Below are 14,879 nucleotides of genomic sequence, written 5' to 3'. Positions count from 1 at the left end.
GCGGCTGCGCCGCAAACTATCCACCACGGAGAGAGTTCCCATGGCCAGTGCGCCGCTTCCTTTGTTCTACAACGGCCTCGAGCCGCTCTCGAGCGAGACGCATGCCGATTGGCGTGTCCGCCAGCAGGACAGCGCGCCGTTCCTCGTCGGCCAGCATGCGATTCCGATCACCACCGACGAATTTCCGCTGGTGCAGCGTCACATGCCGATCGTCTTCTCGGTCGGCGACGATGCGATCCCGCTCGCGCTGATGGGCCTCAACGAGGGCGTCAACGTCTTCATGGGCGACGACGGCAAGCTGACCGAGACCAATTTCTACGTCCCGGCCTATGTCCGCCGCTACCCCTATATGCTCGCGCGGCTGCGTCCCGACGCCGAGGAGCTGTCGCTGTGCTTCGACCCGACCTCGGAGGCGCTCGGCGCCTATGACGACGGCGAGCCCTTGTTCGAGAACGGCCAGCCGAGCCAGGTGACCAAGGCGATCCTCGACTTCGCCGAGCAGTTCGAGCAGGCCGGCGCCCGCACGCAGGCGTTCATGAACGAGCTGCGCGAGCAGGAATTGCTGATGGACGGCGAGGTCACCATCCAGATCGACGAGAACCAGCAGCCGTTCGTCTATCGCGGCTTCCAGATGATCAACGAAGAGAAGCTCGCCGGACTGCGCGGCGACCAGCTGCGCAAGATGTCGCAGTCGGGCATGCTGCCGCTGCTCTACGCGCATCTGTTCTCGCTGTCGCTGATGCGCGAGATCTTCGGCCGCCAGGCGCAGCAGAACAAGGTGCCGCAGCCGCAGTTCGGCTGATCCTTCGACCGCTATCGATCGCACGGGCGGGGTCGCGTGACGCGATTCCCGCCCGTGTCGTGTCCGGGCACCGCCATGGCTTGACCCGTCGTTCGCGCCGGTCGAGTGTTGCCGCAGGTTAGCAAGGGTTTGCACGCTATGACGAACCGGACCGGCGGCGAACGGTATTCGCGGGTGGCGATCGCCTTCCATTGGACGATCGCGGTGCTGGTCGTCGCCAATCTGATCATCGGCATCGGCCACGACTATAGTCCGGCGCTGCGCGCGCTGATGGGGGCGCACAAGGCGATCGGCATCACCGTACTGGCGCTGACCGCCGGCCGCGTCGCCTGGCGGCTGACGCACCGTCCGCCGGCGCTGCCCGCGGGAACGCCGGCGTGGGAGAAGGGCGTCGCGCATGCCACGCATTGGACGCTGTATCTGCTGATGGTCGCGATGCCGCTGACCGGCTGGATGATGGTCTCGGGCCCCGGCCCTGGGCCGCAGCGACCGCTGAGCTGGTTCGGGCTGTTCGACGTGCCGCTGTTGCCGGTCGGCAGCCGCGCCTCAGATCTGGGCCATGATGCGCACGGGCTGCTCGGCTGGCTGATGCTGGCGCTGGTCGTGCTGCACGTCGCCGCGGCGCTGCGCCACCATCTGCTGCTGCGCGATTCGGTGCTCGTACGAATCGCGCCCGTGCTGGGTAAGTAAAAGAACCGAACGGAAAAAAAGAACGGCTGGCGGGCCGGGGGTTGAACCAATCGGGCGCTCGACTATTTTATGAAAGTACGGCGCTCGTGTCCCCCCTTTCGCGGGCCCGTATGACACACTTTCAGTGTGTCTCCTCCCTGAACCTTGGCCACTCCGTGCTTTTGCACGGGGTGGTTTTTTTATGTCATTCCGCCGCCAGCGCGAACCGGTCGCCGGTGAGCGCTTCGTCCGCCGCCGCGGCGATCATCCGCCGGAGCAGCGCGACGATCGCGGGCAGGCCGGTGCCGGGACGATCGAGGGCGGCATCGAGATAGAGCGTGCGGTCGAATTCGATCTGGATGGCGTGGATGCCGCGCGCCGGGGCGGCATGGCGTTCGAGGATATGGCCGCCCGCATACGGCGTGTTGAGCGCGGTGCGGACGCCGGCGTGCGCCGCCTCCGCCTCCAGCCGCGCGACGAAGCGCTGCGCCGCGGCATGGCCGAAGCGGTCGCCGAGCACGATACGGGCGTGATCGCCGAGCGGCGGCATCGAATGCACGTCGAGCAGCACCGCGACGCCGAACCGCGCCTGCGCGGCAGCGAGCGCGGCGGCGAGCGTGGCATGATAGGGGCGATAGTCCTGCGCGATCCGCGCGGCGACCTCGACCGCGCTGAACCGCCGCCGCCACAGATCGCCCGCCGCCCCGGCGCGGCGCGGCACCAGGCCCAGTCCGCTGCGCACCTTGGCGGAAGGGGCCGGCTGGCCGTGCGGGCGTACGCCCTCGTCGACGCGCGGGTCGCGTTCGCCCTCGCCGCGGTTGAGGTCGATCCACGCGCGCGCGCGACGCTGGACCAGCATCGTCTCCTGCGTCCGCGCGCCGTGCGCGACCTCATCGACGAAGCGATCTTCGAGGATCGTCAGCGCGTTCGCCGGCAGCCGCAGCGCGCCGAGCAGCGCCGTCGGATAGTCGCGACCGGCGTGCGGCACCGACAGGACCACCGGGCTGAGCGGCGCACCGTCGCGGTCGAGCCCGCCGATCGTATCGAACGATGCGTCCATCTATGGCACGTCCTATCGCGTTCCCGCGTTCGGCGCGCTGGAAATCTTCACAACTGCGGATCATAGGACGGCGCGCGAATGGAGACCGACAAGGCGATGATCCGAATCCTGCTGGCCGAAGACGATCAAGTCATGCGCGAATATCTCACCCGCGCGCTGGAGCGCGCGGGCTATGCGGTGGCGGCGGTGGACCGCGGCACGGCGGCGATCCCGCTGCTGGAGAGCGAGTCGTTCGACCTGCTGCTCACCGACATCGTCATGCCCGAGATGGACGGCATCGAGCTTGCCCGCCGCGCCGCCGAGATGGTGCCGGGACTGCGCGTGATGTTCATCACCGGCTTCGCCGCGGTGACGCTGAAGGCGGGGCGCGAGATGCCCAATGCGCGGGTCCTGTCCAAGCCCTTCCACCTGCGCGACCTCGTCGCGGAGGTGGATCGCGTTTTCGAGACGGGAAGTGCCACCGGATTGAATTGACCGCTTGCCAGGCCGGAAAACCCCGGCTAATGGCGCACCTCCGGCGGGCGTGTAGCTCAGTGGTAGAGCACTGTGTTGACATCGCAGGGGTCGCAAGTTCAATCCTTGCCACGCCCACCACCGAAAGCCCCGTTAGGCCAATGGCCTAGCGGGGTTTTTGGTTTCTGGGATCCATGTGACGCTTCTGGTGCTTGCGTGCGTTTTGCGTGAAAGCGTCATGTAGGCACTAAGAGATGCCGGTGGGCTTGAGATGTCACCAATGATGGATAAGCCTCTCCACGGCGTTTTTAGCGCGAACGCACCCGGTGGTGGTCTATGCTCGGCGAGACAGGAGTGGCCGTTAGATCCGGCGGCGGAAGAAACGCTGCCATATCGGTCAGGGAACCTCTATTGTCACTGCGCGTGCCGATCGATACGATAGTGTTCGTCAGTGTCGATTTCGACGGGTTCACGTCGTTAAGTTGAGCGGTGGATGGCGGCTTGCCTCGTCGAGGCGCCAGCCGAACGTCACCTGCCTCCGTTATGCGATGAGCAAAAGCTAATTTGTTTTCGGTAGGCAGTGGCGCCGTCGCGAGGCGGCGCGAACAGCTCGGCAGGCTGTTGGGGATGCTCATCTCGCGACGGCAGAGCTGGAAGGGGTCTTGCGTCCGGATGGATGATCAGTGGCAGCATTGCGGAGCCAAGCAGCCGTTACGCTCGAAGACAACGAATTCCTGGTATTCGAGGCGCAAACATCAGCAGCAACACCGCTCGTGTCGGTGCGATCATGGTCGCCGACAAGGTCAGTTTCATCAGGTCGATCCAGCGAGATGATGAGCATCGTTGTTCCAGGTTCCCACCGGGGGTGAGGCGAGCCTGAGCGAAGGGTGAGGTCAAGCCCACGATGGCTCAAAGCGGTTTGGTCGTGAAACTCTGATGTAAGCACCTGAGTTTTATCAGTCCAAATCGGCGGTAAATTGCAACATAGCCGCTTTTAGTGCCGAGGGTAGTGCGTCCTCACGATCTAATATGCTTGTCTACGATGGCGCGCCTACTAAAGGAGGTGGATCACCGCCAAAGGAGCACACAATGGCTGATCAAGAAAATTTCGACACGGGCTTGAGTGCGGTCGAGCTTGCGACTGAACTCACTGTGGCTTGGCTGAGTAACTCGAACAATCGTGTCAATGCTGATGACATACCTGCATTTCTACAGCGGATGCATGATACGGTTGTAAGCCTGTCTGCAGGCAATGCGACCGCTGAAGAAGCCGTCCCGGCGCAAGAATACACCGCTGCCGTTTCAGTACGTAAGTCGCTTGCCTCGCGCGACCACATCATCTCGATGATTGATGGCAAGCCTTACAAGACTCTGCGCCGTCACCTTGCGACCAACGGCATGACCCCGGACGAATACCGCACGCGCTATGGCCTCAAATCGGATTATCCGATGGTGGCCCCAGCTTACAGCGAGAGCCGTAGCGCAATGGCAAAGACAATCGGCCTCGGTCGTAAACCAAGGCAGGCAACCCCTCTAAAGGCCGACGCCAAGCCTGCTCGTAAGGGCAAAGCTACGGAGCTCAACGACTAAACAGGTGGAGCGCTAAGGGAACCTCTGGCTCTTTTCAAAAGAGCTATTCTACAGCGTGTCGTGCCGGTTGCGGTCCAAATGCGGAGGGCAAATATGACGCCGTGACAGCTAGAACTTTTCTGTGCGGCGATCATGCCCAGCATCTTCCCGGCCTGCATAATCCACCTCGGATCGAGCCTGATGTCTGAAACTGGGAGGAAAGCCGCCTGTCTGCTTCCGGGCGGCAGATCGTGGTAAGCTGCCACTCGTTCAGGCAACGGGATAGAGGGCCAAACGGCCGCTTTCTGGTGGTGGCACGAACCCGCTTCGCGGCAGGGGGCTTAAGGCATAGTTGAGGTGACATCGCAGGCGTGGCGCGTCGGTTGAGCGTTGTGGGAAGCAGGCAGAGCATTGGGGTTCCACGATAAGGAGCCCTGTCATGACTACGCCATCCCAGTCGTTGCCGGCAGCTCGCTACGCCAGCGGCTCATCGACGAGATAAACATACGCCGGTTTGGCCCTAAAACGCAGCACAACTATACCCGGGACGGTGGGCAGTTCGCGACGTTCCTAGGGCGCCCCGACGCGGCAACGGCGAAAGATGTCTAGTGCTTTCAAACCGAGCAATGCGAATTGGGCGTGCCGGCGCTGACCTTCAGATCGGTGAGAAAATTGACAGTGTCTGTATGGCGAGAACTTAGACACTCGTACGCGGCGTCGCGTTCGGAGATGCCGTCGCTTCGTTTTGAGGTCGACGCTCGAGAGAGTGACCGGTACGCTTTGTCGAATGGGGAGATTTGCACGGTCTGATCGAGATTCGGCGCCGGTTGGCCAGGCGATGGTCCTGTGAGACGGGTCTGCGTCGCAATTGGGGTGTCGCAAGCCGACGGACTTGCGCCGTTGAGAGCCGCTGCGACGGCTGCGGAAGAGATCGGCAGCTGGGCGACACTTTCCGGCTTCGCCAAGCCCGAGGACGTCGAGGTGCTTACCGATCTGGACGAGCCAGTCACGATCGCAAGGATCGCAGGCGCACTCCTGCGGCTGCTTCCGCTGGGGACCGCCACCGATACGCTACTGCTGCATTTCGCCGGTCATGGCCTTCGCGAGGACAACACGCGCACCCTTTGGCTTCCAACGGACTGGCGTACATCCCTGCGAGCTGTCGCCGTCGAGCGCCTGAAGAACAGGCTCTCGGACTTTGGCGTTGCCAACGTCACGATCATCTCCGATGCGTGCAAAGGACTTTCAAGCGATCGCGCGACATCGGACCTGACCCCGGATGGTGTGCTCGGCGCCGGCATCAGTGCGGGTACAAGGCCGATCTTCGATCGCTTCGATGCCGTCCATGACGTCGAATCCGCCTTCATGGTCCCCGGACCGACGCCCGAACGGTCGAGATGCCTTTTCTCGGGGGCGCTCATCGAGGGGCTCTGGGGGGCGGAGAAGGCGCGAGATCGCCACTTTCCTGGCAAGGTGACCCCCGGGTCGCTCACGGATTACCTAGACTTGCGGGTGGGCGAACTCTGCAGGACGTATCGTCTCGACTGCACGCCGCAGAGCTATCCAGGCCGCCCGGCGGACCATCTGATCTACTTCGACGCGAACGCGGTCGACGCAGGTTCTATCCCTCCGCCTCCGGAATGGCCGGCACCCGTCGCTGTCGGCAGCAGGTCCGTCGCTCCGGCCGGGATCGAGCAGAAGGATGCCTTCGGCCTCGACGATGCGCCATCGGAAACCGAGATAGACTGGGTCCGGGCGAAGGCTCGTGGTGAGGTGGAGCGAAGCCTGGCCGAGGAGCGTCGGTCGCACAGAGCAGAGAAAACGTTCTCCACACTCGTGACGAACGCCTCGCCGATCGATCCGTCTTCCAATCTGCTGCTCGGCGGAAAAGGTCGCACTTCGTCCGCGATATGGTCCTGCGTACCGGTCGAACGACGTGGACCTCGCGAGTGGAAAGTGGAGGTTGACGCGCCGTCGTGCCAGCTCGTGGTTGAGCATTCCGACGGAATGTTCGTTCCGCTGCTCGTTTGTCCGGGCCTCCTCACCATAGCGTCCCGGGATCGGCATCTGCCTGGCGGATGGCTCTTCCGATCCTTCCACGAGGAGGCGCTGGATCTCGCGGCCGCCGTCGAGGTCCTGATACGCACTCAGGCGAACGAACTTGCGCCCCGGCAGGTGGATGAGGTCGCGACCCTCCTGCGGCGAAGCAAGCACGGCAATCCTGCGCTGGGCGCCATCTGCTCCTACCTGTACGACTACGTAGGCGACCTCGAGAGCATTCGTCGCATGGCATGGTTCTACGCCGAGCGGGCGCAGCCCATCCCATACGACGTCGCTATGGTAGGGGAGCTCATCACCCGGCCAACGGAAGGAGGGCTTATCGCCGAAGTGCCAGCGGTCGAGGAGCGCAGGCACTCGGTGCACGCCCACGTTCCGGATCCGCCTCGCTTCGTCACGAGAGCGACTGGGGGAGCGAGCGGCTTCGTCGGTGGTCTGTGTCCCTGGCTTCGTCAGGGATGGGACTTCGTGGACGTCTCGTCGGACAGATACGCGCCGGCACCGCGCGGACTTCCCGATGTGCGACGCCATCTGCTGCCTGCGACCTTCACCGCATTCAACAGCAAGGGGGGAAGGATGATCACCGAACACTGGGGGATGACTCGATGGGAATGAGGCTTCTGCTGGTGCATGGAATTGCGCAGCAGGACTACACTGAGCAGCAGCTCCTCGGCATATGGACCGATCACCTTCTCGACCACGGCCTCGACCCCGATCTTCTTCGGAGGGCACGGCCGGAGATGGCCTACTATGGCGACCATCTGCACGCGCTCACCCAAGGCGGGAGGAAAGGCGCAGTGGCGATGGGGCCGGAAACGAGCGGCGACGAGACGGCCTTCGTGTCGGCCGCGCTCGACCAGATCGCGGCCGCCTGCGGCATTGACAACGCCGAAGTGGAGACGGCCGCCACGGAGGCGGCGATCGCGGAAGGCGCGAACGCGATCTCGCAGAGCACTTGGGCGGGCCGCCGAGCGGTCGCGATCGTGAGCCTGCTTGAGCGAATCTCGCCGCTGCGGGGACGGTTCGCCGCTAAGGTGGTCCGGCAGGCATATGCCTATCTGGCCGACCGCCATGTCCGGGCTGACATCAACGATGTCGTCCGACCGAGGCTGGAAGCGGAGGATCAGACGGTCGTCGTATCCCACTCCCTGGGAACAGTCGTGGCGTTCAGCATACTCCGGGAACTCGCTGCCAGTGGAACGGCCTTGCATGTACCCCTGTTCGTCACGCTCGGATCGCCGCTTGCGATCGGGGAGGTTCAGCGCTGGCTAGGCGGCGACTTTGCGATTCCGGCGAACGTGATGCGCTGGATGAACTTCTATGATAAGGGCGATCCCGTCACTCTCGGTCGTCCGCTCGGCGGATCGTTTGCGAAAGGCATCGTCGATACAGTTGTCGAGAACAATACACGCAACGGCCACAGCATAGCCGGCTACCTCGACGATGCTGCTCTTATCGGTCCCCTTGCCGCAGCGCTAAGATGAACCCTTCTTACCTTGCCGTAACCGCATCAGGATCGGCGGCATTACCCCGGCGCTTCTGCGGACCCTCACAATCAGAACGACGAGACGAAGGCAACGATGAGCAGCAATAGCATGATTCTGCAGTTTCTTGAGGCTGGCCTAGTGAACGTCGGTTCGGACGACAGCAAGCTCGAGAAGCTGATCGCGAGCGCGGGCGATCTCGCGAACGCGCTGCGCAAGGTCCCGGCACAGACCGTCCGATGGACGCTCGTCGCCACCGATCCGGAAGTGCCGGCGGACGATCCGGTAATCGTCGAGGCTTGGACAGCGCTAAGGAAGAACTGGCCGACGGTCTCGAACACGTACCAGTCGGTGCCGGTGGCGTTGCTGCGAGCCGCGCTGCTCGATGCTCTGGTGCAGACCGCGGCGAAGGACGAGACGGTCGCCGTCGCGTTCGCGAACAGCGCGCGCAACATGCTGCCTCACATGCCGCTCGGCGACGAGGCGCCGGTCTGGGAAGATGCGGTGGCACAGGTCGAGGACAGGGTGGACGTCCGTGCCGAAGCGGAGTGGCGGACGCCTGAGCAGATCGAGATTGGTCCGATGGTCTACGAGGCTCCTGGCGACATCTCGATTAGCAGCCCCAACAAGGTGACCAACCGCAAGGTGCTCGTGAAGTCGGTATATGCTGCAACCGGGCCGCAGTCCGGCGAGACGAACACAAATCCCTACTATGCGTCGAACAACGTGCAGCAATGGGGGCGGGAGTTCGCCGACCGCATGGGTGATGCCGTCGCCGACGCGATCGACGCGGTCGCGACCGCGAACCGGATCGCGCCGGTCGATCTGTCACCGCCGCTCGAAGCTCTGGCGACGACGGTCAGCGGCTATGTCGCCGATGCTCTCGCCGCATTTAGCGGCGCCACTGCAGGCCTTCAGCGCCGGACGAACCTGCTCTGGTGGAAGGAGGCGCTCTACTCCGCGAGCAGTCGGAGAAGCTATCGCGCGATGGAGCCATTCACCGCCGCCTCCCTCATGGCGTTCGACCTGCTCGATCAGGTGCCAGTGTTCTCCCCTGCCAGCGTGTCCGCTTTCCTCAACGAAGCCATCCTCCTGGTCCCGAGGGCGGCTCAGGCTGAGCCGGCGAGCGCGGCCGAGATCGTCGATCAGCTCGTAAAGGATCCCCTGACCGCCAGCCTGCGCGATCGGGCTCGCAAGCTCGAGCCGACGTCGGAAGGTCGCGTGCCCGTGCTGGCCGTGATCGGACATGTGGCCAACCCGCTGGCCGCCACGGATTTCCGACGCGCGACGGGGTTGGACGGGACAGTGGTCATGCGCCCGGACGTGTGGGGTGCGCACCTGTTCCGCGAGCTTCAGGCGGCGCGCGCGCTTACGGTCCTCAGACGGCCACGGGGCAGGGGCTGAGTCATGGACGAATGTCCGGAACCGAACTGCTTCCCACCCGAGACGTCCTGCGCGCTCGGTCATCTAGAGCGGCAGAGATGTCCTCGCTGGAACGCCGGCGAGCATTCGCCGACAGGGCAGACGCAGGGTGACGAGCATATCCTGCTGCCGTGGACCGGCAGTGCTCTGGGCCTTGCCGATGTGGCGTTCGTCGCCGGACGCGAGAAGCCGATGGTCGTGGCCATCGCCGGACCAGAGAGCGCTGGCAAGACGACGCTGCTGGCGAGCTGGTACCTGCTGATGGGGCGCGGCTGCCTGCTCGGACCCGGCGTCAGCTTCAACGGCTCGTACACCCTTGCAGGCTGGGAGGCGATCGCGGCTTCGCTGCGCTGGAAGCCTGGGCAGCCTCCGGCCTTCCCTCCTCACACCAGCAGCCGGGACGCACGGACGCCGGGGCTGCTCCATATGGCCCTACGCACGTCATCGGTCCGGACACGCGACCTGCTCTTCGCGGATGCGCCTGGCGCCTGGTTCCAGAAGTGGGCAGTTAATGCAGAGGACAGCGATGCGGAAGGCGCACGCTGGCTCGCGCGCCACGCCGACGTCCTTCTCATCGTTGCCGATCGTCAGGCGTTGTCCGGCGCCAAGCTCGGCACCGCCCGCAACGCCTTCCAGCTTCTCGCCAAGCGCATCGCGTCCGAGCGGCGTGGACGACCGGTGGCGCTCGTGTGGACGAAGGGCGACATCGAGGTGCCGACAGCGATGGAGAAGGTCATACGGGCGGCGGTGCTTGACGACATGCCCATGTCGGCCGAGTTCGTCACCAGCGTTGTGCCTGGAGCCGACGGCGAGGAAACCGCAGGCGCGGATTTCGCCGCGCTCTTCGCATGGCTGCTGGCGGTGCGCCGCTCCGGCTGCAGTGAACGGCGCGACCGTGGCACCGCAAGCGATCCCCTCTTCCTCTTCGGGCGGCGGTAGCCTCATGGCGAACGAAAGGTCTATCCTGCTTCTCGGCGAGTCGAACGTCGGCAAAACGCACTACGGAGCGCAGTTCTTAAAGCGACTGATCGTCGCGCGCTCCTCCCTGATGATGAGAGGTCAGGCGACGAACCTCGGTCCGTTCGAGCAGGCGATGGAAAGTCTCGCGGACGGGTGCGCGACAGGACATACGCCATCCGAAACGTACGTCGAGAGCATATGGCCGGTCGCCAGCGACGGCGGTCAGGATGCCGAGCTCGTCTGGCCCGACTATGGCGGAGAGCAGATTAAGACACTCATCGCAGAGCATCGGATCGCCGCCGCGTGGCGGGATCGTGTGCTGAGCGCGACCGACTGGATCCTGCTGATCCGGCTGAACACACTCAGTGCGGAGGCCGACATCTTCTCGAGACCGCTTTCCGACCTCGGGGGATCGCAGAGCGAGGTACCTGCCTACAGGCCGTCCGACCAGGCTCGGCTTATAGAGCTGCTGCAGATGCTGCTGCATATCGCGCCTGCCAGCCGGGACGATACCATCCTCCGACCGTCGCTGACGGTCCTTCTCAGCTGCTGGGACGAGGTCGAACCGGCGGGCGGGATGCCGAGAGACGCCCTGCGGGCGGCTTTGCCCATGTTCGTCGACTTCGTCGAAGGCGTCTGGAAGGAGCCGACCGTCATGGGGCTTTCCGCTCTCGAGCGCCCTCTGCGCGAGGACCGGTCGGATCAAGACTACGCCATCCAGGGGCCCGAGACGTTCGGTTATGTCGTCCGTCCGGACGGCACCATCGATCCCGACATTACTCTGCCCGTTTTGCAGCTGCTGACGGACGCATGATCCGCACATGAAAATCGAGACCGCCATCTTCGGCGAGGTGAACAGCGGCCATGCGCTTCGCGCTGCCAGCGCGGACATCGACTTCGCCAGAAGCATCTCGGGACGTTTCGATCTGCCATCGACGCCGCCCGGTGGCGTCAGATGGTCGCCCGCGATCAGCGGCTTTCCGGCGCACGGCCGCTATGTCCTGGCGCGGACGTTCCTCGACACGAAGGCGCCGCGGGGGAACATGGTGCTCGCGCACGCGCTGTTCGGCTCACTGGACGACATGCAGAACTTCGGTTCTTTGGCGACCTTGATCGGCCGCTTGGCAGCGACTGCCGACCGAATCCCCGCGGTCACTTCGCTAGAAGTCGAAGACAGTGAAGAGCAGGTGAGCGCCACCGAACTCGCCGCGCTCGCAGCACTGGTGGTGGACAGAGGGCGGAAGCCGGTCGTTCTGCTCGACGACAGCGACGTATTGGGTCTGGTAGCTGCGCTATGGCAAAAGCTCTGGCCATCCATGCGACGGGGTTTCGCATTCCGCCTGAGCTTCGGCCCGGAAGACCTTTTCGAGAGCCCGATCCCCACTGTCGTCTACACGCCGTCCTCGCTGACGGCGCGCTGGCGCGGGTTTCCCATCCTGGGTCAGGCGGCAGCGCCGGCCAGCGCGGCCGCCCGCATCCTGAGCGGCGAGGAGGGAGGCGAGGCCGTAATGCGTCTTGCCACCGACATCGGGCACCACTCGGCCAATCTGGCCTCGTTTGCGCATCTCGTGCATGCGCAGACGCTTCTAGCAGGACCTGCGAGGCTCGACGCGCTGGCCGCGGCTATGCGGCTCGTGAACCTACTGTCCTCCGACCCGGTCGAAGGCCGCTCCTCGAAAGGTAGGATCGTCGCAGCGACGGTCACCGCCATCGCCGACGCGGACGCAGCCGGGATCATGCAGTTCCGCAACCTCTCGCTTGACGGGTTTGCGGATCTCACGCCCGTGTGGACGGCGATCACTGGCTGGATGGCGAAACGGGAACTCCGTGCAGGCGAGATACCCGACCTGCTACAGATGATCCTCGCCAGCCAGGACGAGCGGCAGGCGGTTGCCCAGTGGCGGGCCGCCGTCGCCTCGGGCGCGCGCGAACTTGCGAGAAGCCGCGCGAAACCCTTCGCCGCGGCCGTGTGGACCGGACTGCACGGTGATGCAACGAGCATCGAGCAGTTGCTGGCGCCGATGTCCGCTCAACGAGCCGAAGCGCTTCTCCTAAGCGCCATGCCCCGCAGCATAGGCCCAGAGGCGCCCGTCCTGCTCGCCGCTTGGTCGCGTCGCGGCTGGCTGACGCTCCACGGTGCCACCCTGTGCGCACATACCGACGCCGCCACGGCGGTGGTCAAACAGCTTGCCATAGACACCGATCCTACCTTCGAAGACGGCCTGATGGCCGCGCTTAGCCGAGCGAAGCCGACAGAGGTGATACAACTCGCGCTGCATCAGACGGACGAGAGGCTAGACCGACTAGGGGGAGCGCTCATGGCGGCAGACCATGCGCTCGGCCGTGACCTCGACTACGCAGTGCCCGCCACTCAGCGCGTGTGGGCGGCGGCGCTTGCGGCAGACCCAGACAGCTGGCACGTGCCCGGTAACCCCCAGGCGGCCATGCATGCCGCCTTGGACATGCTTCTCGATGAAGAAGACGTGTTCCTGCCACTGCTGCAGGCGCTCGCGGCCACGCCGCTGGCAGACTTGTCCCCCTACGAGCGCCGCAGCGAGGTCTGGGTCCATCCCAAGAGCCCTTCAGGCCTCCTCGACGCGACAGCCGGATCGTGGATCGACTTGGCTGCCGCGGGAAAGAGCTACCCTCTCGATCGGTTCCTCGAAAACGCCGTTCTCTCCTCGCCGAGTCTCGAGGCGTCGCTTGAGCACAGCTGGTCGACCGCGCTCAACTTGATCGCACTGCTCAACGGCCTTGACGAAGATCGCGTGACGCGGTGGTTCGACCGCCAGCTCCCACGACTTGGACGGCTCGATCAGCAGCAGGCGGCTCGGCTGGGCAACATCATACTCGACAGGCGCTGGTCGTTGCTACTTGGCCGCGTTGTCGGACAAGTTCATCGCTACGCGGAACTTCGTGCGACACTTCGAACCTGCAGCGCGATGCTTTCGGTACTTACCCGCTGGGGGCTGGGGATAAGCAATCTCAGTCGGGAGGAGAAGTGGGAGGGGTTCGCCACGGTAGCTGCCGACCTGTATCCAAGCGGTCCCGGTGATCGCGACGTGTGGGAACGGGCTGGCGGACGTCCTTCCGAGCTCCTCGTCTCCGCCACGGGCGCTCATGCCTGGCGGTACGCCCTGCGCCTCGTGCAGAGAGGAGACGGGCCGCGTTCCTCGAAACTGATAGGCGAGATGCAGAAGGACTTCCGTAACAATCCCGACCTCCGGTTCATAGCTCACGACCGGGATGTCGTCGGATGGTAGCCTCATGAACGACGGCGCCTTCATTGACGCGCATGCACTCGTCGTGGGAATCTCTGACTATCAATTCGCCAACCCGCTGTCGGCGGCAGTGCTGAACGATGCGGAAGATCTCGTCGCGCTGCTGCGCGACCCGCGGCGTTGCGCCTATGATCCGGATCGGGTCCATGTGCTGCTTGATGGCGCAGCGACTAGGACAGCAATCCTTGCTGCGCTCGACGAGATCGCGGCCGTGGCGAGGGCCCGTGACACGGTTTGCATCTACTTCTCAGGCCATGGCTGGCGGGCGAAGGACAGCGAGAACAGCTTCTTACTGCCAGTCGAGGCTTCGCGAGCGGCTATGGAAAGGACCGGAATCGCGGCTTCGCTGTTCTCCGAACATCTTTCGAGGATCGACGCAGGACGACTGGTGGTGATCCTAGACGCTTGCCATGCCGGTGGCGCGGGCGAGCTCAAGGAGCCGTTCGAGGGATCTTCAGCCGAGCTTGCCCTGTCCAGCAGCGCGATCGAATTGCTCGCTTCGGGCGCTGGACGGGCGATTATCGCATCTTCCCGGCCAGACGAAAAGTCGCTGATCATGCCCGGCGCGCGGAACAGCGCCTTCACGACCGCACTGCTGGAAGGACTCAGCGGGGCCGCCGACACAGGCCGAAGCGGCTCCATCAGGCTGTTCAGCCTCTTCGAGTACGTTGCGGAACGCGTGCCCTCCCTCACAGGTGGCCGCCAGCATCCGCTGCTCCGTACGAAGCTCGAGACGAACTTCGCGCTTGCATCGTCGCCGCCGTCCAGCTCCCCTGACCCCGGAGAGCTACGCGACCTCCTCTACGCCATATTGCCGACACTTTACCCCGGCGGGCCTACGGACCGGGACGTATGGGAGCGTGCGGGAGGACACGTCTGGGAGCTGACCCTCGGCAGGCCAGGTCGCAGCCAGTGGTTCGAGGCGCTCCGACTGCTTGCTAATGGCGGTGGGGGCGACCTTGACATGGCGGGCCTGATTAAGGTCGCCCTGAATGACTTCCCAAAGCACGTTCAGTTGCGAGCGCTGACCTGAACAGTCCCTTTGACTGCATCAACGAGATTCGCACGCCGCTTCAAGCAGGTGACGAGTAGCTGTGCCAGCTTTCCAAGCAGTTCGGGCT

The 14,879-nt window shown here is 64.4% G+C and carries 12 protein-coding genes and 1 tRNA gene; 12 read left to right on the top strand and 1 reads right to left on the bottom strand.

The genetic code is table 11. From position 1 onward, the window contains the following. Positions 1–40: 40 nt before the first annotated feature. Together ACLBWH_RS15725 and ACLBWH_RS15720 are read left to right on the top strand one after the other, a co-directional pair. Positions 41–802, top strand: a complete 762-nt coding sequence (locus tag ACLBWH_RS15725) for a SapC family protein (protein ID WP_322850252.1) — start codon at positions 41–43, stop codon at positions 800–802. A gap of 138 nt (positions 803–940) precedes the next feature. Beyond that, the gene (locus ACLBWH_RS15720; protein WP_447799801.1) at positions 941–1,492 is read left to right on the top strand and encodes a cytochrome b; all 552 of its coding nucleotides are present in this window, start codon (positions 941–943) and stop codon (positions 1,490–1,492) included. A 184-nt stretch (positions 1,493–1,676) separates the two neighbouring features. Here ACLBWH_RS15720 and ACLBWH_RS15715 read toward each other — a convergent pair whose 3' ends face one another. Beyond that, positions 1,677–2,531, bottom strand: a complete 855-nt coding sequence (locus tag ACLBWH_RS15715) for an N-formylglutamate amidohydrolase (protein ID WP_447799800.1) — start codon at positions 2,529–2,531, stop codon at positions 1,677–1,679. A 96-nt stretch (positions 2,532–2,627) separates the two neighbouring features. Here ACLBWH_RS15715 and cpdR point away from each other — a divergent pair, with 96 nt between their 5' ends. The 10 genes from cpdR to ACLBWH_RS15665 all read left to right on the top strand — a co-directional run bounded on the left by cpdR (position 2,628) and on the right by ACLBWH_RS15665 (position 14,791). Further along, positions 2,628–3,005, top strand: a complete 378-nt coding sequence (gene cpdR, locus ACLBWH_RS15710) for a cell cycle two-component system response regulator CpdR (RefSeq protein WP_322850280.1) — start codon at positions 2,628–2,630, stop codon at positions 3,003–3,005. Between the two features lie 45 nt (positions 3,006–3,050). Then, positions 3,051–3,125: transfer RNA gene (locus ACLBWH_RS15705), tRNA-Val, on the top strand. 948 nt (positions 3,126–4,073) lie between these two features. Then, entirely contained in the window at positions 4,074–4,574 is a 501-nt protein-coding gene (locus ACLBWH_RS15700; protein ID WP_447799799.1) for a MucR family transcriptional regulator, read from the top strand. Positions 4,575–5,399: 825 nt separating this feature from the next. Then, a complete protein-coding gene (locus tag ACLBWH_RS15695) occupies positions 5,400–7,226 on the top strand; it encodes a caspase family protein (RefSeq protein ID WP_447799798.1) in 1,827 nt (608 codons plus the stop codon). Next, positions 7,223–8,095, top strand: a complete 873-nt coding sequence (locus ACLBWH_RS15690; protein ID WP_447799797.1) for a hypothetical protein — start codon at positions 7,223–7,225, stop codon at positions 8,093–8,095. The genes ACLBWH_RS15695 and ACLBWH_RS15690 overlap by 4 nt, the downstream gene beginning before the upstream one ends. Before the next feature lie 96 nt (positions 8,096–8,191). Beyond that, positions 8,192–9,499, top strand: coding sequence for a GTPase-associated system all-helical protein GASH (locus ACLBWH_RS15685; protein WP_447799796.1), 1,308 nt, complete (start codon positions 8,192–8,194; stop codon positions 9,497–9,499). 3 nt (positions 9,500–9,502) lie between these two features. Beyond that, positions 9,503–10,456, top strand: coding sequence for a TRAFAC clade GTPase domain-containing protein (locus ACLBWH_RS15680; RefSeq protein ID WP_447799795.1), 954 nt, complete (start codon positions 9,503–9,505; stop codon positions 10,454–10,456). After that, positions 10,398–11,291 (top strand): TRAFAC clade GTPase domain-containing protein, encoded by an 894-nt coding sequence (locus tag ACLBWH_RS15675; protein ID WP_447799794.1) that lies wholly within the window; start codon positions 10,398–10,400, stop codon positions 11,289–11,291. Before ACLBWH_RS15680 ends, ACLBWH_RS15675 begins: the two co-directional genes overlap by 59 nt. A 7-nt stretch (positions 11,292–11,298) precedes the next feature. Then, complete coding sequence (locus ACLBWH_RS15670; protein WP_447799793.1) at positions 11,299–13,740, top strand: GAP1-N1 domain-containing protein; 2,442 nt, start codon at positions 11,299–11,301, stop codon at positions 13,738–13,740. Positions 13,741–13,744: 4 nt separating this feature from the next. Next, the gene (locus ACLBWH_RS15665; RefSeq protein WP_447799792.1) at positions 13,745–14,791 is read left to right on the top strand and encodes a caspase family protein; all 1,047 of its coding nucleotides are present in this window, start codon (positions 13,745–13,747) and stop codon (positions 14,789–14,791) included. Positions 14,792–14,879 lie beyond the last annotated feature (88 nt).

Source organism: Sphingomonas sp. M6A6_1c, from assembly GCF_053345135.1.
Note: the sequence above shows the minus strand (reverse complement) of the source record. Positions and strands in the feature narration are given on the sequence as shown.